At 46.3% G+C, this 22,581-nt stretch carries 17 protein-coding genes; 7 read left to right on the forward strand and 10 right to left on the reverse strand.

Annotation, left to right across the window (positions count from 1 at the left end; genetic code table 11):
* Nucleotides 1–10: 10 nt before the first annotated feature.
* The 4 genes from hutU to GFS24_RS17920 form a co-directional block, all read right to left on the reverse strand.
* Entirely contained in the window at nt 11–1,684 is a 1,674-nt protein-coding gene (gene hutU / locus GFS24_RS17905) for a urocanate hydratase (RefSeq protein WP_153661716.1), read from the reverse strand.
* Complete coding sequence (gene hutH, locus GFS24_RS17910) at nt 1,659–3,227, reverse strand: histidine ammonia-lyase (RefSeq protein ID WP_153661718.1); 1,569 nt, start codon at nt 3,225–3,227, stop codon at nt 1,659–1,661. Before hutH ends, hutU begins: the two co-directional genes overlap by 26 nt.
* Nucleotides 3,224–3,730, reverse strand: a complete 507-nt coding sequence (locus GFS24_RS17915) for a MarR family winged helix-turn-helix transcriptional regulator (RefSeq protein ID WP_153661720.1) — start codon at nt 3,728–3,730, stop codon at nt 3,224–3,226. Before GFS24_RS17915 ends, hutH begins: the two co-directional genes overlap by 4 nt.
* 77 nt (nt 3,731–3,807) lie before the next feature.
* The gene (locus GFS24_RS17920; protein ID WP_253906517.1) at nt 3,808–4,200 is read right to left on the reverse strand and encodes an SET domain-containing protein; all 393 of its coding nucleotides are present in this window, start codon (nt 4,198–4,200) and stop codon (nt 3,808–3,810) included.
* 91 nt (nt 4,201–4,291) lie between these two features.
* On the opposite strand from GFS24_RS17920, the gene GFS24_RS17925 reads away from it, so the two are divergent.
* Nucleotides 4,292–5,167: a bestrophin family protein gene (locus GFS24_RS17925; RefSeq protein WP_153661722.1), complete on the forward strand. Its 876-nt coding sequence runs from the start codon at nt 4,292–4,294 to the stop codon at nt 5,165–5,167.
* A gap of 30 nt (nt 5,168–5,197) precedes the next feature.
* A complete protein-coding gene (gene mgtE, locus GFS24_RS17930; protein WP_153661724.1) occupies nt 5,198–6,574 on the forward strand; it encodes a magnesium transporter in 1,377 nt (458 codons plus the stop codon).
* On the opposite strand, the gene GFS24_RS17935 is transcribed toward mgtE, so the two are convergent.
* Entirely contained in the window at nt 6,571–7,122 is a 552-nt protein-coding gene (locus tag GFS24_RS17935) for a histidine phosphatase family protein (protein WP_153661726.1), read from the reverse strand. The two genes, mgtE and GFS24_RS17935, sit on opposite strands and share 4 nt — an antisense overlap.
* 56 nt (nt 7,123–7,178) lie before the next feature.
* On the opposite strand from GFS24_RS17935, the gene GFS24_RS17940 reads away from it, so the two are divergent.
* The 5 genes from GFS24_RS17940 to GFS24_RS17960 all read left to right on the forward strand — a co-directional run bounded on the left by GFS24_RS17940 (nt 7,179) and on the right by GFS24_RS17960 (nt 17,910).
* Nucleotides 7,179–9,524 (forward strand): prolyl oligopeptidase family serine peptidase, encoded by a 2,346-nt coding sequence (locus tag GFS24_RS17940; protein WP_153661728.1) that lies wholly within the window; start codon nt 7,179–7,181, stop codon nt 9,522–9,524.
* Between the two features lie 68 nt (nt 9,525–9,592).
* Nucleotides 9,593–13,204, forward strand: coding sequence for a TraB/GumN family protein (locus GFS24_RS17945; RefSeq protein WP_173003117.1), 3,612 nt, complete (start codon nt 9,593–9,595; stop codon nt 13,202–13,204).
* Nucleotides 13,205–13,311: 107 nt separating this feature from the next.
* On the forward strand, nt 13,312–15,150 hold the full coding sequence (gene glmS / locus GFS24_RS17950) for a glutamine--fructose-6-phosphate transaminase (isomerizing) (RefSeq protein WP_153661731.1): 1,839 nt from the start codon (nt 13,312–13,314) through the stop codon (nt 15,148–15,150).
* A gap of 7 nt (nt 15,151–15,157) precedes the next feature.
* On the forward strand, nt 15,158–17,350 hold the full coding sequence (locus GFS24_RS17955) for a DUF4954 family protein (RefSeq protein WP_153661733.1): 2,193 nt from the start codon (nt 15,158–15,160) through the stop codon (nt 17,348–17,350).
* A complete protein-coding gene (locus tag GFS24_RS17960) occupies nt 17,350–17,910 on the forward strand; it encodes a DNA-3-methyladenine glycosylase I (protein WP_253906518.1) in 561 nt (186 codons plus the stop codon). The genes GFS24_RS17955 and GFS24_RS17960 overlap by 1 nt, the downstream gene beginning before the upstream one ends.
* Before the next feature lie 98 nt (nt 17,911–18,008).
* On the opposite strand, the gene GFS24_RS17965 is transcribed toward GFS24_RS17960, so the two are convergent.
* The 5 genes from GFS24_RS17965 to GFS24_RS17985 form a co-directional block, all read right to left on the reverse strand.
* The gene (locus GFS24_RS17965; protein WP_153661737.1) at nt 18,009–18,836 is read right to left on the reverse strand and encodes an AbiJ-NTD4 domain-containing protein; all 828 of its coding nucleotides are present in this window, start codon (nt 18,834–18,836) and stop codon (nt 18,009–18,011) included.
* A 73-nt stretch (nt 18,837–18,909) separates the two neighbouring features.
* Nucleotides 18,910–20,088, reverse strand: coding sequence for an ATP-binding protein (locus GFS24_RS17970; RefSeq protein WP_153661739.1), 1,179 nt, complete (start codon nt 20,086–20,088; stop codon nt 18,910–18,912).
* Nucleotides 20,089–20,247: 159 nt separating this feature from the next.
* Nucleotides 20,248–20,658, reverse strand: coding sequence for a septal ring lytic transglycosylase RlpA family protein (locus tag GFS24_RS17975; RefSeq protein WP_153661740.1), 411 nt, complete (start codon nt 20,656–20,658; stop codon nt 20,248–20,250).
* 64 nt (nt 20,659–20,722) lie between these two features.
* Nucleotides 20,723–21,781: a cytochrome-c peroxidase gene (locus tag GFS24_RS17980; RefSeq protein WP_371731089.1), complete on the reverse strand. Its 1,059-nt coding sequence runs from the start codon at nt 21,779–21,781 to the stop codon at nt 20,723–20,725.
* Complete coding sequence (locus tag GFS24_RS17985) at nt 21,778–22,521, reverse strand: MbnP family protein (RefSeq protein ID WP_153661741.1); 744 nt, start codon at nt 22,519–22,521, stop codon at nt 21,778–21,780. Before GFS24_RS17985 ends, GFS24_RS17980 begins: the two co-directional genes overlap by 4 nt.
* Nucleotides 22,522–22,581: the final 60 nt, after the last annotated feature.

Here is a 22,581-nt window from a genome sequence, read left to right on the forward strand (position 1 = left end):
TGGTTTTATGTTAGAACCCTAGTCCATGTTTCTCCTGCCACTCCTGCGCTGTTTCATATCCTGCATCTGCATGCCGGTAAATACCTAATGCCGGGTCATTGTATAACACACGTTTCAAACAAGTGGCTGCACGATCTGTTCCATCTGCCAGTACCACCATGCCTGCATGTTGTGAATAGCCCATCCCTACGCCACCACCATGATGGAAAGAGACCCAGGTAGCGCCACCTGCTGTATTAGACATCAGGTTTAACAAAGTCCAGTCGGATACTGCATCAGAGCCATCTTTCATAGATTCTGTTTCGCGGTTGGGCGAAGCCACAGAACCGCAATCCAGATGATCCCGGCCAATCACGATGGGCGCTTTTACTTTACCTGTTCTCACCAGTTCATTAAAGATCAATCCTGCTTTTTCTCTTTCACCCATACCCAGCCAGCAGATGCGGGCAGGTAATCCCTGGAAGGCCACACGTTCCTGCGCTTTCTGCAACCAGTTGATCAGTGCTGTGTTTTCCGGAAATGCTTCCATCAATGCACGATCTGTGGTATAGATATCTTCAGGATCACCGGAGAGCGCTACCCAGCGGAATGGTCCTTTTCCTTCACAAAATAAGGGCCGGATATATGCAGGAGTGAAACCGGGGAAATTAAACGCATTCGCTTCTCCCCCTTCTTTGGCAAATTCGCGGATATTGTTACCATAGTCAAACGTAATCGAGCCGCGTTTTTGCAGTTCCAGCATATATCCTACATGGCGCGCCATGCTGCGCAATGCACGTTGTTTATATATAGCAGGATGGCTGATCCGTAAAGCAATTGCTTCTGTTAAACTCAGGTCGTTGGGTACATAACCATTAATGGGATCATGTGCAGAAGTTTGATCAGTGAGGATGTCCGGTGTGATATTGTCTTTGATCAAACGTTCCAGCAGATCACCGGCATCACTCACCAAACCGATGGATACTGCTTCTCCTTTACTTTGTGCTTCCCGCACCCATTGCATCGCTTCTTCATAAGAATGCGTCATCCGGTCGATGTACTTTGTATCCAGGCGTTTTTGTATGCGTGTGGCATCTACATCTGCACCCAGGAACACAGCACCAGCCATGGTAGCGGCCAGTGGCTGTGCACCACCCATTCCGCCAATGCCTGCAGTCACCAGCAGTTTTCCTTTCAGGTCACCATTAAAATGCTGGCGACCACACTCCACAAAGGTTTCATAGGTACCTTGCAAAATACCCTGTGTACCGATATAGATCCAGCTGCCTGCTGTCATCTGTCCGTACATCATTAAACCCTTTGCGCGTAATTCATTAAAGTGTTCCCAGGTAGCCCATTTGGGTACGAGGTTACTATTGGCTAACAGTACACGCGGGGCTTGCGGATGCGTGCGTACGATGCCTACTGGTTTACCGGATTGCACCAGTAAGGAATGCTCTTCATCCAGCGTCAGTAATATTTGTATGATCTTCTGCAAAGCTTCGCGGTTGCGTGCTGCCTGACCTATGCCGCCATACACCACTAACTCTTCAGGGTTCTCTGCCACTTCATCATCCAGGTTATTCAGCAGCATGCGCAAAGGCGCTTCTGTTTGCCAGGATAATGCATTCAGCTCTGTGCCGCGGGGGGCTTTGTAATGCGGGTGTGCCGCGTATGTATTAAGAAAGTTGGAATTGTCTTTCATAAGAACCGTTTAAATTGATTTGGTTTACTTCGGCCATATTATTGGCGATACGAACAAATGACTGGTCAACAATGATCTCATGCAGTGCGGCGATATCTGTGGCGAAGATCCTGTCTTTCGTAGCAAAGGTCACTTTAGACCTTGCGTAATCATGGCAGGCTTCCAGTACCGGCGCAGATTTGAAAGGCCGTCTGAAATCTATTGCCTGCGCGGCATACAGGAGTTCAATGGCTAAGATATATTCCAGATTACCGATCACCTGCATCAACTTGCGGCCACTGATAGAGCCCATGGATACATGATCTTCCTGCCCCAGGGAAGTAGGTACGCTATCTGCACTAGCAGGGAAACACAATGTTTTATTCTCTGTTACCAATGCAGCTGTGGTGTATTGCGGGATCATAAACCCGGAATTCAATCCTGCATCCTGGATCAGTAATTTGGGTAATCCATATCGCCCTTCTATCATCATATAACAACGGCGGTCTGAAATATTACCCAGCTCTGCAGCCGCTACAGTAGCATAATCCAGCGGAATAGCCAAAGGCTGCCCGTGGAAGTTACCACCACTGATGGTATCCTCTGCGGAGAAGATGATGGGGTTATCCGTTACGGCATTCAGTTCAATGGAAGTGAGTTCCTGCAAATGTTTCCAGGCCGTGCGGGAAGCGCCATGCACCTGTGGCATACATCTTAATGAATAAGGATCCTGTACCCTGTCGCAATCCTTATGAGAAGCCATGATCTCAGAATTAGCCAGCAGTGCACTCAGGCGGTTTGCCACTAACTGATTGCCGGCATAAGGGCGCAATGCATGCAAGCGGGGATCGAACGGTTTGGCAGTGCCCATCAAACCTTCCAGGGACATAGCCCCGATGAGGTCTGCAGCTTCCAGTGCATTATGCAAACGCGCTACTGCTTTCACGGCAAATGAAAGAATGAACTGTGTACCATTGATCAATGCCAGCCCTTCTTTCGGTCCTAATATAACAGGCGTTAGTCCTTCCTGTTGTAAAGCAACACCTGCGGGTACTTTCGTTCCTTTATACCATACATCTCCCAAACCTATCAGCGGCAGGAAAAGATGCGATAAAGGGGCAAGATCTCCGGATGCGCCTACAGAGCCTTTCTCCGGCACTAAAGGAGTTACGTTGTTATCAATGAACCAGATGATCCTTTCCAGCGTAACAGGGTTCACACCTGAATATCCCTGTGCCAGGGCCTGTACTTTTGTGATCAGCATCAACCGCGCAATCTCTTCCGGAATGGGTGCGCCCACGCCTACACTATGACTTTGCAGGATGTTATACTGCAAAGCCCTCGTATCTTCTTCAGAGATCTTGGTATCACATAAAGGCCCAAAGCCTGTATTGATACCATATACCGTTGTATGCTCCTTTACAATTGCCTGTACATGCTGGTGACTGGTATTCACCCGCTGCATCACTTCCGGTGTGAGTACCCCGCGGGTCCTTCCGGCGGCAATGTCCAACGCAATAGCAACGGTCAGGGATTCCTGACCGTATTTAAAAACCTGACTCATGGATGGATCGTTTTGGTGTTTTTATCTATCGCCATGCTGATGCGTTCTGCCAGTGATCTGTTTTCTACAGACCGCTCCAGTGCGCCGATGGCTTCCAGTATTTTGCTGCTTTGTTTATCTTCCATGGCGAGTTCCGTCATGGCTGTTTCAATACCTTTCCAGATGGGTAATACCTGTGCCAGCAATGCCGCTCCTTCTTTCGTGAATTCCACCCACTGCCTTCGTCCGTCTTCTTCACAACGGCTGGCATCTACCAGGCCTTTCTTTTTCAGGTTGGTAATAAGCTGGCTCACGGCAGAATGGGATACTTCCAGTTCCTGGGCAATATCCATCAGCGTTAAACGCTCTTTGTCTTTCAGGAGATAGAAGAGAGGGAACCAGCTGGCATCAAAAGCAATGCCCGCCTGGTCATAGACCTTATTGACCTCCGCGAGGAAATACTCACTCAACCGCCGCAGGCGGCTGCCGAAGATCAGGTAACCGAGTTTTGGATAGAAGCTCATAAAATATATAAGTGCTTATATATTTTACAATATTAAGAAATCCGGATCATTTCACCCGGATTTCTTTTAAGGGAATTTTACTTGCGTTTTACGTCGAACCAAACAGGTGATTTGTCTTCGATATCTCCATTGTAGTTGATGGAGAGTTCCTCGCCCTTCTTGATATCACGGCGGGTTTTGATGGCCATTGTTTCGGCATCAAAATCCATCTCGTACTCACAATTAGGTTCGTAAGCATGGTTGTAGATAGAGCAGAAACCTAATGCAATACATGAACGTGTTTCACGTACTCCCCAAAGGAAGATGTAATTGTGCAGTTTGGTTTTGTCCACTATAGAGGTATCGTTGCCAGACAATACAAGCACAGGAGAAATTTCAATCTGTGTTCCGGCAGGAATAGCTTCTTTGGTGAAAACACCACGACCTTTCTCTTTGGTCTTATTAACGTATAAATACGGCTTGATCATCATAACTCACTAAAATATAGAAGCCGTAAAGTAAAGCTAAACCCATCAGTTATCAAAATAACAAGTGATCCATATAGATATTATTTTTGCAGGTATGATCAATTATAATCCTCAGGAGTGGTTCACCTTCATCTTCCGCATCCATAAAGCGGACACTGTTAAGAGGCTGGTGCCCATGTTCATAGCCCTATCCATCTACTCTGCCGCCATAGCCTGGCTGGAACTGGAGTTTTTCAGATTATCAGATAATGCACACATCAAGAACATCACGGCTATGCATGGCCTGCTGGGTTTTGTGATCTCCCTGTTGTTAGTGTTCCGTACCAACACAGCCTATGATCGTTGGTGGGAAGGCCGCAGGCAATGGGGCGCGTTAGTGAACACCAGCCGTAACCTGGCTATAAAACTGCAATGCATGTTACCTTCCGGCCACGCCGCCAGAAGATACTTTTCCCATATGATCCCTAACTATGCCATGGTATTGAAAGATCATCTCCGCGGGGAATTCCACCCGCTTAAGCTGGAAGGTTTAACGGAGGAGGAGATGGGACATCTGCATTCAGGGGAACACATCCCTAACCAGATTGCTACCATGATATTGGGCAAAGTGAATGAACTGTACCGCCAGCAGGTGATCTCAGGCGATCAGCTGATCATCCTCAATAACCAGCTGGAATCGCTCACAGATGTTTGCGGTGCCTGCGAAAGGATCAAGAACACCCCTATCCCCTTTTCTTACAGTGTGTTCCTGAAGAAGTTTATTTTCTTTTATGTGATGACCCTGCCCATGGGATATGTATTCGGGTTAGGTTACCTTGTGATCCCCATGGTAGTATTCATCTTCTATGTGCTGGCCAGTTTAGAGCTGATCGCAGAAGAGATCGAAGACCCCTTTGGCAAGGATGCCAACGACCTGCCCATGGAATCTATAGCAGGCAATATCCGCAAGCACGTGCAGGAGATACTGTAATTGCCTAATTTCGCTCAAGCGTCTGATCATATGGAAAATGAAGTTTTACTGGAAAGGTTTGAGCAGTTAGCTCATGAGCATAATTTCCGGGAGTTGAAAGAACTCCTGGACGATCAACTCATTACAGACATTGCGGAACTTATTTATGAGGTACCGGATCAGTCTACCCTGATCATTAATCACCTTACCCTTGGGCGTGCTGCTGCTGCGTTCAGGATCCTTGAATTCCCCACACAGGAAGATCTTATCCGGGACCTGCCGGCACATAAGATCGCAGAACTGCTGAATGAACTGCCGCCGGATGACAGAACGGCCTTCCTGGAAGAACTCCCCAGCCAGGCAGTTACAGAACTCATTAAATTACTGAACCCGGAAGAAAGGAAGATAACCCTTGCCCTCCTGGGTTATCCGGAGAACAGCGTAGGCCGGATCATGACGCCGGACTATATAGCAGCCAAAGCACACTGGACAGTGGAGCAGGTACTCCGTCACATTCGCATGTATGGCCGGGATTCTGAGACCATTGATGTTATTTATATTATTGACAACGAAGGCAAACTGCTGGATGATTTCAGGATCCGTGAGTTCCTGCTGGTATCTCCGGAAACACTGGTGGAAAACCTGATGGACCACCGCTTTGTTTCCCTCCATGCGAATGATGAACAGGAAGAAGCTGTACAGGTGTTCCGGCTGGAAAATCGTGTAGCCCTTCCGGTATTGGACGATGCAGGTGTGATGCTGGGCATTGTGACGATCGATGACATGTTGTGGATCTTAAATGAAGAACATACAGAAGATATCCAAAAGATCGGGGGTACCGAGGCTTTAGATGAACCTTACCTGGATATGCCTTTATTAAGCCTGATCAAAAAACGGGTGGGATGGCTGATCATCCTTTTTATCGGTGAAATGCTCACTGCTTCCGTGATGGCTTATTTTGAAGATGAAATTGCCAAAGCCGTCGTGCTTGCCATGTTCATCCCCCTGATCATTTCCAGTGGTGGCAACAGCGGTTCACAGGCTTCCACCTTGATCATACAGGCCATGGCGCTGGGTGAGCTCACTATCAAAGACTGGTGGAGAGTGATGCGGCGGGAAATCCTTTCCGGTATTATGCTCGGTTCTGTATTAGGACTTATTGGGTTTATAAGAATATTGGTGTGGAATTCTTTTTTCCATACTTATGGCGACCATACTGTTCTCATTGCCCTTACACTGGGCGTATCACTGATAGGTGTAGTGTTATGGGGTACTTTATCCGGCTCCATGCTGCCATTGATCTTGAAGAGAGCAGGTGCTGACCCTGCCAGCTCCTCTGCACCCTTTGTAGCCACGCTGGTGGATGTAACGGGTCTGTTGATCTACTTCTCTGTTGCTTATATTTTCCTGAAAGGGATCTTACTTTAATACCTTGTACGGATCACCTTTGATAGTTTCCTTCCTTTATATACCATAAAGAGGAAATTATAATCATTCTCCCCGATAGTGTCCCGTGGAAAAGTGTTAAGGCTTCTAAGGATAGGGATCAGGGTGTTACTATGCCCTATCACCAGGATCTTTTTACCCCAGTCGTTATTACGGCTGATCTCATACAGCAGGGATTCTCCCGTACTATCCGGTTTATATAAAGCAGTATCTATGTTCCCTAAGATCCGCAGGGAATCTCCTGTTTGCAATGTGCGTCTGAATGGCGTGGAGTAAATGCGGGTAATACCAGAATCCTTCAGTATCCTGTATAATTTCCCGGCCCTTTTCAGTCCGGCCTCCGTAAGTGTGGAATCTGCACCGGGGTTCTTTTCCGCATGCCGCACCACAAAGAAAGTACCTGTAAGAAAAGTACTATCTTCCGTAACAGGTACCTGCACCCGTGGCTGCTGCTTCACCGGCGCTGGTCCGCAGGCTGCTAAGAAGGTGATTACGAACACTGTGCCGGTCATCATTTTGCGTGAGATCATGCTGGGTTGTTTATTATATTGCAACAAATTATAGAATTCTTCACTATTATACAAACATGAAAAAAACACTGCTCCTCCTCGCCGGTCTTTTTTTATCAACCCTTACATATGCACAAACCCTCACCGTTGAGAAGATCATGCGGGATCCGAAGTGGATCGGCACCTCTCCGGATAACTTAAAATGGAGTGCAGATGGTAAAACAGTTTACTTTAACTGGAACCCGGAAAAAGCAATGGCGGATTCACTCTATGCCATTACCCTTGCTAAACAAACACCTGTGAAAACTAATGCAGCAGACAGGTTGCTGATCGCCGCACGGGGTTACGGACAGTATAACAAAGCCCGCACACAACTCGTTTATACTTACTACGGCGATATTTATTTACAGGATATAGCCACCGGCAAAGAGACCCGCATCACCCAAACAGCAGAAACGGAAACGCAGGTGGATTTTGCGATGCAGGATACCCGCATCCTCTTCCGCCGCAACCGCAACCTGTTCACCTGGGATATCAAAACAGGTTTGATCGAGCAATTCACTGACTTTGTGCATGGCGCCAAACCAATAGAAAGAAAAGAAACGCTGAGTAAACAGGACCAGTTCCTGAAGGATCAGCAAATGGAATTAATGCAGGTATTGAAAGATAAAAAAGCAAAGGCAGATGCTGCAGCAGCTTTTACCAAAAGCCAGCCTAAAGCACCTCAGATGCGTTCCCTTTACCTGGAAGATAAAACATTAAGTGAAGTGGAATTAAGCCCCGATGGCCGTTTTGTAGTGTATCGTTTAAGTGAGGAACAGCCGGGAGAAAAAACCACTATCGTTCCCAGCTATGTAACAGAAACAGGTTATACCACAGATATCAGGAGCCGCAGCAAAGTAGGCGCACCATGGGAGAAAAACGAATCCTTTGTGTACGACAGGGAGAAAGACACAGTGATCCTCATTAAAACCGCTAACATTCCGGGCATTACAGATAAACCTGATTATGCCGCCACGAAAGATACCGGCAAAGCAAAGAACCGCGGTGTGATCATCAGCGGCCCTTACTGGTCAGAGAAAGGAACGTATGCAGTAGTAGACATCAACTCACAGGATAACAAAGACCGCTGGATCATGTTACTGGATGCAGCTACCGGTACACTCCGTTTGCTGGACCGCCAGCGGGATGAAGCTTGGATAGGCGGCCCTGGCATTGGCTGGGGAAACATTGGCTGGGTGGATGAACAAACCATCTGGTTCCAGAGTGAGGCTACGGGCTATTCACACCTCTACACCATGAACGTGGCCACTAATAAAAAACAGGCCTTAACCAGTGGAAATTATGAAGTGCAGGATGTAACACTGTCGCATAACAAACAACACTTCTACCTCCTTACCAATGAAGTGCATCCTGGTGAAAAACAGTATTACCGTTTACCGGTTACAGGTGGCAAAGCAGAAAGGATCACCAGCATGGCCGGTGCCCATACTGTTACACTTTCACCGGATGAAAAATGGATCGCTTATCGTTATTCCACTTCCAACAAACCCTGGGAAATGTACCTCCAGGAAAATAAAGCAGGCGCCAAACCGGTACAGATCACAGAGCTGGCACAGTCCGAAGAGTTCAAGGCCTACCCCTGGAGAGAAGCAAATGTGATCACCTTTAAAGCACGTGATAATGAAATGGTGCACGCACGCGTCTTTACGCCGGAAACCGCCAAACGTAACGGCGCTGCGGTGATCTTTGTGCATGGTGCAGGTTATCTGCAGAATGCACACAAATGGTGGAGCCAGTATTTCCGGGAATACATGTTCCATAATCTTTTAACAGACCTTGGTTATACCGTATTGGATATGGACTATCGTGGCAGCGCAGGTTATGGCCGCGACTGGCGCACCGGCATCTATCGTTTTATGGGAGGAAAAGATCTCACAGACCAGGTGGACGGGGCAAAGTTCCTTGCACAGAACTATGGTGTAGATCCTAAACGTGTAGGTATTTACGGCGGCAGTTATGGCGGGTTCATTACCCTCATGGCCATGTTCACCACACCGGATGATTTTGCAGCAGGCGCAGCGCTTCGTTCTGTTACAGACTGGGCGCATTATAATCATGGATATACTTCCAACATCCTCAACGAACCTTTTACGGATAGCATCGCTTACCGCAAATCCTCTCCCATCTATTATGCAGAGGGGCTGAAAGGGCATCTGCTGATGTGTCATGGTATGGTGGATACCAATGTGCATTTCGAGGACATTGTACGCCTCAGCCAGCGCCTCATAGAACTGGGTAAAAACAACTGGGAACTGGCAGTATACCCTGTTGAAGATCACGGGTTTACAGAGCCTGCCAGCTGGACGGATGAGTACAAACGCATACTGGGCCTGTTCGAGAAAGTATTGCAACGGCGCTAATGCCGCCGCGGCCGTATTTTCAGTATATTTGATCGTATCTAATTCCCTACCGTCCTCATATGAACCATTTGAAAAGAAGTGTTCTGGCGTGTGTGCTGTTAGTGACAGGCACTGTTGCAGCTGCTCAGCATAAACAGGTAAATAATAAAAAATACCAGGGTTTATTATGGGAGATCTCCGGCAAGAACATGCCGAAACCTTCCTACCTCTTTGGTACCATGCATGTGAGTAATAAGCTCGCATTCCATCTCAGCGATTCTTTCTATCACTGTATCAAAAACGCAGACATCGTTTCACTGGAAACTGATCCGCAGCAATTGCAGGAAGACTTTTCCAAAAGCAGCATGCTGCGTCTCAGCTCCCGCTATATGAATGAGCTGGCAGGAAGCGGTACCATGAACAAAGATGCTTTTACTATCGGCGCTTACGGAGACCTGATCAGGACCGGCCTTACTTACCGGCCGGAGATGATCAATCACCTGCTCTACCGCTCTTTTGCCGCACAGGAAGATTTTGAGGAAGATACCTTCCTGGATATGTACATCTACCAGGTAGGTAAAAAAATGGGCAAACGTGCAACAGGGGTGGAAAGTTTTGAAGAGTCTGAACGCCTGATGCTGGAAGCATACCGCGATGCTGCAAAAGATAAAAAACAAAAGAAGGTGAACAGGGATGCAGACAATCCCCTGGATTCCCGGAATAAATTAAATGATGCCTACCGCCGGGGAGACCTGGATATGCTGGATTCTATTTCCAGCAACCAATATACTTCTGCTGCTTTCATGGAAAAATTCCTTTACAAGCGTAATGAGAATATGTTCCGGGTGATCGATTCCATCATCCGCATCAACAGTCTCTTTGCAGGAGTTGGCGCAGCCCATCTGCCCGGAGACCGCGGATTGATCTATATGTTACGCAAGGCTGGTTATACCGTACGCCCTGTAGCGTTCAATAACCGGGACAGTGAACAAAAGGACCAGCTGGAAAAAGTAAAAGCACCGGTAGTTTTTCAACCGTATACTTCTGAAGACGGATGGATCCAGGTGGATGTACCCGGCAAACTGTTCAACTTTTCCGGTTTAACCATGCTGAATCAATTGCAGTATGCAGACCTTGCCAACGGCGCTTATTATCTCGTGAGCCGCATCAAAACGAATGCATTGAGCCTCGGGCAAAGTGAAGCAGATGTATCGCTGAAGATAGACAGCCTGCTGTATGAAAACATCCCCGGTAAGATCATCAGTAAAAAACCCATTACCAATAATGGCTTTTCAGGTTTTGACATCCGCAACCGCACCCGGCGGGGAGACATGCAGCGGTATAATATCTTCGTCACACCTTTTGAAGTGTTCATCTTCAAGATCAGTGGTAACGGGGAATATGTGGAAGGAGAAGAAGGGGATCACTTCTTTGCCTCCATCAAATTAAAACCATTACACAGCGGCGTTTGGGTGAACTACCAATCACCCGGTAATACTTTTTCCGTGAAGATGCCGCATACCCCTGTGTTCGCGAATAACATCACCCTTCGCTCCCTCAGCAAACGGCAGGAGTATGAAGCGCTGGATAAACAAACCGGCAACAGTTACCTGGTGATGCGCAAAACAATTCCTGATTATTCTGTGCTGGAAGAAGATACCGTAGAACTCGGATTTGCAGAAGAAAGTTTCCAGCAGTCCCAATTCATTAAACAGCAAAAGAGCAGGAAATTCATTACCTGGCAGGGTTACACCTGCCTGGAAGTGGTGAATCAGAATACAGATAACAGTTTTACACAAACGCGTATCCTGCTGCAGGGGCCGCATTACTTTGTATTATCTGCCCGCTACAAAACGGATAAAAAAGCACTGCCGGATTTCTTTAATTCGTTTGTACCCGCTAATCCTGTTTACAATACAACACAGGCATATACGGACACCAGCCTTTACTTCTCCGTGAAAACGGCTGTTATTCCCAAGGATGATGATGCGCTGATGGAAGCTTTTTCCGGTGCAGGCAGTACAGAAGAAAATACCGATCATGCCTACAAGGTGAAGAATAAAGTTTTCCGCTCAGATAGTACAGGAGAAGAAGTAAAAGTAGTGTTCCAGAAATTCAACCGTTATTTTTCTACAAAGGACAGTGCGCAATTCTGGGGCAGGGAAATAGAAAGTTTATCAGACAGGGGAGATTTTGTGATCCATGCTAAAAAGTATGAGCGCCTCACCGGCTGGGAAAGCACCCTGCTGCAAATGCGGGATACCAACAGTTCCAAAAGTTTCTTTAACAAAGTATTCATCCGTAATGGTGCACAATATACCCTCTCTGCCATTACAGATAATATCAAGGGGCCCTCTTCTTTCATCACTACTTTCTTTGATAGTTTTACGCCCGGCGATACGCTGTTCGGCAAATCTATTTACCTGAGCAAAGCGCCGGAGTTCTTCGCTGATTTTTTCAGTAAGGACAGTACTACCCGCCAGCAGGCTAAAAGTTCTATCAACACAGTCTATTACAAAGATGAACATGCGCCGGAACTGATCAGGCTTATCAAGGGATGGAGCGCCAGTGAAAAGAATTACCTGGAAGTGAAGAATGATCTTATCTCAGAACTGGGTTATATCAGTCATCCGGACATCCTGCCTTTCCTGGAAAGCGCTTACCTCGCGGCCAACGATACCGCCAGCCTGCAGCGTAACATCCTGGAAAGTTTATTAAAACAGCAAACCAAAGAAGCAGATAAAGTGTTTAGTGATCTCGTCCTGAAAGAGATCCCCATTTTCAGCAATGAGGATAACATCTATTCCATGCTGTCTCCCCTCCGGGATTCTTTACAACTCAGCAAATCCCTTTTCCCTGATCTGCTGCAACTCACTGCACTCACGGATTATAAAGAACCGGTGTACAGTTTGCTGGCCACGATGCTGGACAGTAATGTGATCCAGCCATCGCTCTACGAAAGTCATATCAGCCAGATCGCTTTTGATGCCCGCATAGCCCTGCAAAAAGAAATAGCGGATGAACAGGAGCAACTGGGTGAAGATGATGATAACGAAATAGAAAGCCGGTTCCATCCTAATAATGTATTGCACGAATATGCCATACTGCTGTTGCCTTACCGTAACACAAACAAGAATGCGGACAGGTTCTTTACCCGGTATGAAACCACGAAGAATCCTTTACAGCAGATCATGCTGGCGCAGCTGTATCTCCGGCATAAACTACCGGTAGCAGACACCCTGCTGCAAAATATTGCGGCGCAGGAAAAATACCGCGTTACTTTATGGGAAGCACTGGAGGAGATCGGGCAGCTGGATAAATTCCCCAAAGCTTATAAAAAACAGGAATCTATTGCCAGGAGCATCTTATACGGCGAGGTGGAATACAATACCAAACTGGATTCCGTGGTACTGATCGGCAAACAGTTTACCACGCACCGCTTCAAAAAAGGCACTGTTTATTTATATAAATACAAACAAAAGGAAGAAGATGCCTGGTACCTTGGTATAAGCGGGCTTCAGCCGGAAGATGAAAAGCAGTCCAACAACAATGAATCCCTCACTCAACTCACGGATATCCGTTATAATACGGACAGACCTGTTTCCGAACAGTTCAGCAAAGTGATCCGCCAGGTGAAACATAAGAACCGTTACCGGGGGGATAATGATGTGAACCTGGGAGCTATACTCAACGGGAATTGATGGATCATTTTATCACGGCGGCCGGGTAAAGATGTTTAAACACCTTTGCCCGGCCGCTTTTTTTGTGCATATTGCATAGATAACCTTATTAAAACATACTGAATATTATGTGTGGAATTGTTGCATACATAGGTCACCGGGAAGCGTATCCGGTAGTTATCAAAGGCCTGAAACGTCTTGAATACCGTGGATACGATAGTACAGGCGTTGCTTTATTGAACGGTGGAAATTTGAAAGTATATAAGAAGAAAGGAAAAGTAGCGGAACTGGAAGATTATATTACCGGCAAAGATCTCAAGAGCCATATTGCTATCGGCCACACCCGCTGGGCCACCCATGGAGAACCAAGTGACAGGAATGCACACCCTCAAATGTCCGGCGACGGTAAATTAGCGATGGTGCATAACGGGATCATAGAAAACTATACGCAGCTGAAAAAAGAACTGCTGAGCAAAGGACATCAGTTCACCAGTGATACAGATACGGAAGTACTGATCCATTTTATCCAGGAGATCAAAAGCAGCAACCAATGCAGCACAGAAGAAGCCCTCAGGATAGCCCTCAAAAGGGTTGTAGGTGCTTATGTGATCCTCATTGTAGATGAAGACAATCCGGATACCCTCATCGCCGCAAGAAAAGGCAGCCCGCTGGTAATTGGCGTTGGCAAAGGAGAACACTTCCTGGCCTCAGATGCTTCCCCCATCATTGAATACACCAAGGAAGTAGTGTATGTGAATGACTATGAAATAGCCATCCTTAAAGCAGACGAGCTTATCCTCAAAAATATTTCCAACGAAATACAAACACCTTATATACAAAAGCTGGATATGGAACTGGCCGCCATTGAAAAAGGCGGTTATGATCACTTCATGCTGAAAGAAGTATTTGAACAACCACAAACCATCTTCGACAGTTTACGCGGACGCCTGGATGCAAAAGCAGGAAAGCTCACCCTGGGTGGCCTGCGCGAGCATATGGATATGCTGAAGGATGCCAACCGCATCATCATCGTAGCCTGTGGCACCTCCTGGCATGCAGGGCTGGTAGCGGAATACATGATCGAAGAATTATGCCGCATACCGGTAGAAGTGGAATATGCCTCTGAATTCCGTTACCGCAATCCTGTTGTAGGAAAAGGAGATGTGATCATTGCCGTTTCCCAATCCGGCGAAACAGCAGATACCCTCGTAGCCATGGAAAGCGCTAAAGAGAAAGGCGCTATCATCCTGGGTGTATGTAACGTGGTAGGCTCTTCCATTGCCAGGCTTTCCAACGGCGGTGTATATACACATGCCGGGCCTGAAATTGGCGTAGCCAGTACTAAAGCGTTCACAGCACAGCTGGCGGTATTATGCCTCATCGGCCTTAAAATAGCAGAAGCAAAAGGCAGCATCACCGGACAACGCTTCCAGCACCTCCTCGATGAACTGGAAGGCGTACCGGACAAAGTAGCCATTGCCCTCAAGCTGAATGATCAAACCAAAGCCATCGCCGCTAAATATAAAGATGCCCGCGACTTCCTTTACCTGGGCCGCGGATATAATTTCCCGATAGCACTGGAAGGTGCACTCAAACTGAAAGAGATCTCTTACATCCACGCGGAAGGTTATCCTGCTGCAGAAATGAAACACGGGCCTATTGCACTTGTTGACGAAAACCTCCCGGTTGTATTTGTGGCCACCAAAGACCGCTATTACGATAAGGTGGTATCCAACATACAGGAGATCAAAGCACGCAAAGGAAAAGTGATCGCCGTTATCACGGAAGGAGACCAGATCATTTCCGGCATGGCGGACGATGTGATCATTGTACCGGAATCAGATGAACTGGTAGCACCTATTATTTCCGTGATCCCTCTCCAATTACTGGCTTATCACATTGGCGTATTAAAAGGTTTGGATGTAGACAAACCAAGGAATCTTGCGAAGTCTGTAACTGTAGAATAATATCCTTATGAACCATATAGAAAAGAAACCACTGCACCTTTTGGGGTATCAGTTCATCGATGGTCCTTATCTGCCGGAAGGGAAGAATGAATACTACCTCCGGGATAAACAACGCGGCAAAGAAAGTGTGCACCGCAAACTGAATGCAAGGGAGATCGAAACGCTTGTACGGAACGACAATACTTCTGACGACTGGAATAATTTCTTTGTAGATAACGACTTTGATCCCAACCTGGTGCAGCACTGCCACTTTTACGGCATGATCCGCATCGGCAAACTGGAACCTTACTTCCTGGAATTCCATAACCTCCGTTTACCAGTAGGGCTCTATAACAGTACCATCGCCTCCTGCGATTTCGGGGATAATGTGGTAGTGCAGAACGTGAACTTCCTCTCTCATTACATCATCGGCAACGAAGTGATCATTGCCAATGTAAATGAAATGGCTACAACGGATCATGCAAAGTTCGGGAATGGCATAGTGAAAGAAGGTGAACCGGAAAGCGTACGCATCTGGCTGGAACTGTGCAATGAAAACGGCGGCAGAAATGTGATGCCCTTTGATGGCATGCTGCCCGGAGATGCCTGGTTATGGACGCGCAACCGCCACGACGATACCCTGATGAACCAGTTCAAAGCTTTCACCGAAAAAGAGTTCGATAAGAAAAGAGGATACTACGGCATGGTGGGAGACCGTACGGTGATCAAGAACTGCAAGATCATTAAAGATGTAACGATCGGCACAGATGCTTATCTGAAAGGTGCCAATAAATTAAAGAACCTTACCATCAACAGTGAAGCGAATGCTGCTACACAAATAGGCGAAGGATGTGAAATGGTGAACGGGATCATAGGGCTTGGCTGTCGCGCTTTCTATGGCGTGAAGGCTGTTCGTTTTATCATGGCCTCTCATTCGCAATTAAAATATGGTGCGCGGCTGATCAACTCTTACCTGGGTAACAACGCTACCATCTCCTGCTGTGAAGTATTGAATTCACTGATCTTCCCGGCACATGAGCAACATCATAACAATTCCTTCCTCTGCGCCGCATTGATCATGGGGCAGAGTAATATGGCTGCAGGCGCTACCATCGGATCCAACCATAATTCAAGAGGAGCAGACGGCGAGATCATTGCAGGCAGGGGCTTCTGGCCCGGCCTCTGCGTAAGCCTGAAACACAATTCCAAATTCGCCAGCTTCACGCTCATCTCCAAAGGCAACTACCTGCATGAATTACAGGTGCCCTACCCTTTCAGCCTCGTAGTGAACGATGAACACGAGAATAGCCTGAAAGTAATGCCAGGATACTGGTTCATGCACAACATGTATGCACTGGCCCGCAACTCCTGGAAGTATGTGGACAGAGACAAACGCGTTGATAAAACGCAGGTGCTGGAATTTGATTACCTGGCGCCGGATTCCGTAGAGGAAATGTTCACCGCACTGGAACTGATGGAACTGGCTGTAGGAAAGGCTTATCACGGCAATAAAAAAGTAAGCGATAAAACATTACGGCAGGATGGTAAACAATTACTGCTGAACGAAAATGAATCCGTTAGCCGGATGACGCTCTACGCCGATAATATTGAAAACGCCACCCGCAAAGTACAACTGCTGAAAGTACATAAGGCCTATCCCCTCTTCCGGGAGCTGATCATACTATACGCTGTACGAAACCTGCTGAAAAATGCAGCGGGCATTGCTTCTTTCTCCGCTTTACTTTCTCTTTGCAGGAACAGCAAACGCACTGCCTGGTATAATGCCGGTGGACAGCTGATCAAAGCAGAGGATATGGACGACATTAAATCGCGGATCAGAAAAGGAAAGATCAATAGCTGGCACCAGCTGCATGATATTTATCGCCAGCTCGGTGTTTCCTACGAACAGGATAAACTGCAACATGCTCTCGCCTGCCTGCTGGACCTGTTACAGTTAACTCCCAAAGAGTTCAACGCTGAAAAGCTCAGGAAATGCCTGGAACAATCCGTGCATACTTCTGGTGCGCTCACAGAAGGTATCTACCGCAGCAGGGAAAAAGATTATACCAATCCTTACCGCCAGATGACCTACGAGAACCAGGAAGAAATGGACGCAGTAGTAGGCAAACTGGATGAGAACAGTTTTATTCAACAAACGATCACGGACCTTAAAGCCTATAAGAAACAGGTAAAAGACCTGATCAAAAAATGGGAACTATAATGGAAAAGAACCGTTGTGGCTGGAGCACGAAAGATCAGTTGTATAAAGACTATCATGATAATGAATGGGGCGTACCCAATCACGACGACACCCATTTATTTGAAATGCTCAACCTGGAAGGCGCACAAGCCGGATTAAGCTGGTACACCGTGCTTACCAAACGGGAGAACTACCGGAAAGCATTTGATCAGTGGGATGCAAATAAGATAGCCCGTTATACAGAAAAGAAGATCGAAAAGCTGTTACAGGACCCGGGCATTATCCGCAACCAGCTGAAGATCCGGGCTACGATCGGGAATGCGAAAGCTTTCCTGGCGGTGCAAAAAGAATTCGGCAGTTTTGATAAGTATATCTGGCAGTTCGTTGGGCATAAGCCTGTTCTTCATCGGTTTAAATCCTTGTCCCAGGTGCCTGCTAAAACACCAGAGTCTGATGCCATGAGTAAGGATCTGTTGAAGCGGGGGTTTAAGTTTGTGGGGTCTACGATCTGTTATGCTTATATGCAGGCTACGGGGATGGTGAATGATCATGTGGTGGGGTGTTGGAGGTATGAGGGGTAGTATTGGGGAGCGTGTATATGTTGCACAGTCAACCATTACGACATAATTTGTCGCAATAGTTTTTAATAACTCATTTATTTTATTGCTTTACAAGAGCCTCAATAAAAAGGGAGGTCGTCATCTTTCTCAGCTCCGCTACCAATTGAAATAAGTTTTTTTCCTAAATAATTAGAGATAGTAGCAGAGAGTTCCACTACTAACTCTGCCTCTAAATACTCTGGTTCTTTCCCTTCTTTTAAATGTCTACCCTGTTCTGAGCTATAACCCCATATTTTTGAAATAACCTGATCCAATGGAGTGGGGATAATAGTTCCTGCTATTTTCATTATATCACCTAGTGTTGCATTTTTTTTGCCTGAAACTTCCCTGCAAACACATTCCAAACTGGCAAGTGAGTGCTGAATAGCCCCTGTAATATCAGGATTAGGACGCCTTGAGAGGTCGGCAATGGCTTCCTTTATTTCAGACTTTGCCGTTTTAAGTTTTGCATCCTCTAAGGTACTTTCGACCTTTTTAATGGCAGTTTCAAAGGTTTCATCACCGCGCATTTGGATTAAGCCGTTTTCCAACTTCCACCCTATGCCATTAGTCCTAAAGAAATCGTTTAAGTCATCGTGAAAGAGTTGTTTTTTCTCCTCTTTGATTTGACGTGCAAAAGCCTCAATTATATCATAAATCTTATACCAATCACAATTTTCGATTAAATTATGAACTTCCCCGTCAATGTTTGGATAGTCTGTCCAATTATTTCTATCAGGCGCAACCCTTAAAACTTTACAAATTACATCTCTTAAAAAAAATGGGGTATAGTCAAAATGATAAAGGGTCATTATTAGGAACTCTCTTAATGACTGAGGTGCATCTTCTCTTACCGTTATTTCTTTGTCATTTTGTGAATGTCCAAATCTTTTTGAAAAAGTTTCCATATAATATTAATTAAAACATTAACTACAATTATAGTTCTTAGAAACATTTAAAAATAATGACTATCAGCATGTGCTATCTCGCAACATCCAAAAGTTCCTGCATTAATTCATGCAATGGAATGGCTATAACTCCATCCCGCATAGAAAATTTCTCATTGCCGGAATAAACAACATAACGCCGATCTGCTTTTATATCTTCACACGCCATGTGAAACCCTTTTGACAAGGCGGGCGCAGAACTGCGTTTCACCTCTATGGCCCATTTTTCCTGCCCGGAAAACTCCAGGATAAGATCAATTTCAGCACCGTCCGCTGTGCGATAATAAAAAGGCAATGCATGGGAAGGTGCAACAGACAGCAGGTTTTCTATAACAAACCCTTCCCAACTTCCTCCCAAAACCGGATGTCCAAGCAAATCGTTGTAAGAGGAAACATTCAGCAGTGCATGCGTGATACCGCTATCTCTTACAAATACCTTCGGTGCGCGCACAAGCCGTTTGCCTACATTAAACGTCCAGGGTTGCAGCCGCCGAACAAGCAATAGATCCACCATCAGGTCAAGATACCTTCCTACAGTTACGCTGGTTACTTCCAGATTCCTGCCCAGTTGCGAGGCATTCAAAACACCTCCCTGATTATGAGCGAGCATCGTCCAAAAGCGTTCAAGCGTTTGAGCCGGTATACGTGGTCCTAGCTGCGGTATATCACGTTCGAGATATGTTTTGATAAAATTACGACGCCAATTGAGGCTATCACGATCTGATGCTGACAAAAGGCTTTCGGGAAATCCGCCCCGCAACCAAAGGGATGTCATTTTTTCCTGATCAGACCCGGCATATTCCATCACATCAATGCCATAGAGTTCGATATAAGCGATACGCCCGGCAAGCGATTCACTGGATTGTTGCAAAAGATCGATGGAGGCCGAGCCTAGAAATAAAAACTGTCCTGCCTTATTTCCTTTACGGCGCTCTTTATCTATGATACCACGCAATGGCGCGAATACCTCTGGCATTCGCTGCACTTCATCAAGTATCAGCAGCTTTCCACTGTTTTCCGAATGAAAACTGACGATATCGCTCACCCGTTCCAGATCTAGTGTGTTTTCCAGATCAAGATACAGGGAGGGTGTTTCTTCCGATATATTTAGGGCAATGGTTGTTTTACCAACCTGACGCGGGCCCATAAGCGCAACAGAGGGGCTACGCTGTAACTCTTCCCGGATCAAAGTTTCAAGTCTACGCTTAATCATCCCTGCAAATTTAACATGAAATATTAAATTTACGGGGTTAATACAGATTTAAATAATAAGTTATTGTTTATCAATTACTTAAAAGCACAAGTTTTCCCCTATGAAAATAAAAAAGGAGGATATATCAAGATATATCCTCCTTTTTCGCAATAATTTTCCCTAATTCACCGCCACATCCCACAAAGGCACACTATTCACAAACTCCCTGGACACCACTTCCACTTTCACCCTTGTTAATCCCCAGTGAATATAACCCAGCTTCTTTGCCGCTGCCTGTGTAAGATCTACGATCCTGCGGTTAGCAGCATGCAAACGGTCTGTTACCTTCACTATCACCCAACGGTTATTCCTGACATTTGTGACTTTAATAAATGTACCCAACGGCAGCGTATTATGCGCAGCGGTCATAGCGGTATTATCAAATACCTCACCGCTCGCTGTTTTCCTGCCATGGAATTTCTGCGCGTAATAACTCGCGATCCCCATGGAAGGTGATTTTGCTTTCTGTTGTGCCATGGCTGGTATTCCCCCCATACACAACACACATAGTATTAATATAATATTTTTCATGACACCCCCTTTTGGCAAAATTCCTGCCAGATAATGTTAAAATCTCACAATCGTTTGATTATCATTAATTAGTAATTACTATCTCGCTGAGCGCCTTGCTATTTATGAAGCCGGGATCGGTTAATGTATTAAGGAAAAAATACAGATCACGCTGCTCGCTGGGAGTAAGAGGTAGTCCATTCCGCAGGAGTGGGTCTACTGTCGGGGTTTGGGGGATTTGTAAAATAATGCCTGAGGAATAATGCTCAAACACATTGAAAATATCATAAAAGCGCCCATCATGCATATAAGGCGGGCTCTTGATGATGTTGCGGAGTGACGGCACTTTAAATTTCAGATAGTCGTTGGTGTTATTGGTGATGCGCATACGACCGGCATCGTGCAGAGAGGCATTGATGGGAAGGCCGTTGTTCCTGTAAGAACCATCTGTGAACAGCGGCTCTTTATGGCAGGAGGCACAGTTATTCTGAAAGATCTTATACCCGCTTGCCTCTTCTGCGGTGAATTGCACACCGGGGGCTTTCCGCATTACGCTGTCGTATTTTGAATCGAATGAATTCATGGTGGCCATGAATTGTGCCAGCGCTTTGAAGACTTTCTGGCTATTGATCTCACCTGCACCGAAGGCATCATTGAAGAGCCCCCTGTATTTTGCATCTGCATTCAGCTTTGCAATAAGGTGTGCAAGGTCCTCTCCCATTTCATTGGGATCTGTGATGGGTGTAAGTGGTTGTATCTCCAAATGATTCACTCCTCCATCCCACATGAAATCCCTTTGCCAGATAAGATTGAATAAACCGGGCACAGAACGGAAGCCGGTGTTATTATCAATACCATGACTCAAAGGATGATCAAAGTGTGCGAAAGCAGCAAACTGCTGGTGGCAAAAACCACAGGAAATAGTACTGTCTCTGGACAAGCGCGGATCATAGAATAATCTCCTTCCCAATGCCACTCCCTGTACGGTGAGCGGGTTCTGGGACAGATCATATACAGGCTGCGGAAAATTGGCGGGTAAGTTCAGTGTATACGGCTGCGGTCCGGAAGGTCTTACATCCGATCCGCGTCTGCAGCTCCAGATGAGCAGGAAGAAGCAAGCTGTATATATGAGATATCTTGTCACAGGTCAGTTACATCTGTAATGCGGAACATGTTACGATAATTCGTGGCTATTTTCCAGGCATCTTCTCCCGGCACATGAATGGTAGAGATGGTTTGAAAACGGACCAGGTTTGGTTGATTGAACCAGGCATAGGCATCGGCGTTAATGGTGATCTGCGGATGACGGATCTCAGAAACGGATAAGCTTATGGGGCTGATCAGCGGAATGGTTTGCAGTGCACTGTATTGTCCCTGAAATCCTCCGATGTGAAAAGTGAGGGCATTATTCGCTGCGGTGGATACCGGTGAAGTGCCTTCCAGCTGCGCCATGATATAACCACTGTTCCAACTCCAGAACATTCCACTCACAGGATCTAAAGCACCCGTTTGTGCGCCACTTACATTGCGGATACTATCTACTCCCACCATAAAGGTGATCCCCCTGTATTCGCCTCCGGGAGCCGGGATATCAATTGTTTTGGATGCGGAGTCCGCTTCATTAATGAGATAATAAGCAGCGGGCAATTTTAGCTCGCTGTTATCCATTTTAATGAGAGCGATGTTGCTGATAAAATACCTGAACCTGGAAATAGTGAATGTTTCGCCGGCGGCATTGGTGTAATTGGTAGTATTCAGCTTCAGTGCAGCGCCGTTCACTACATTTTTGAAAGTGATCTGGAGGGTACCTTCCTGCTCCTTAATATCCTTTTTACAGGCGATGCATAAAACACAGAATGCGATCAGGAGGCGGTGCAGCTTCATATAAGTGGTTTCTTATACTGAAAGTTACATAAAAAAACGCTGTAAAACCGGGGTGGTCTT

Source organism: Chitinophaga sp. SYP-B3965 (assembly GCF_009647655.1).
Taxonomy (GTDB): domain Bacteria; phylum Bacteroidota; class Bacteroidia; order Chitinophagales; family Chitinophagaceae; genus Chitinophaga.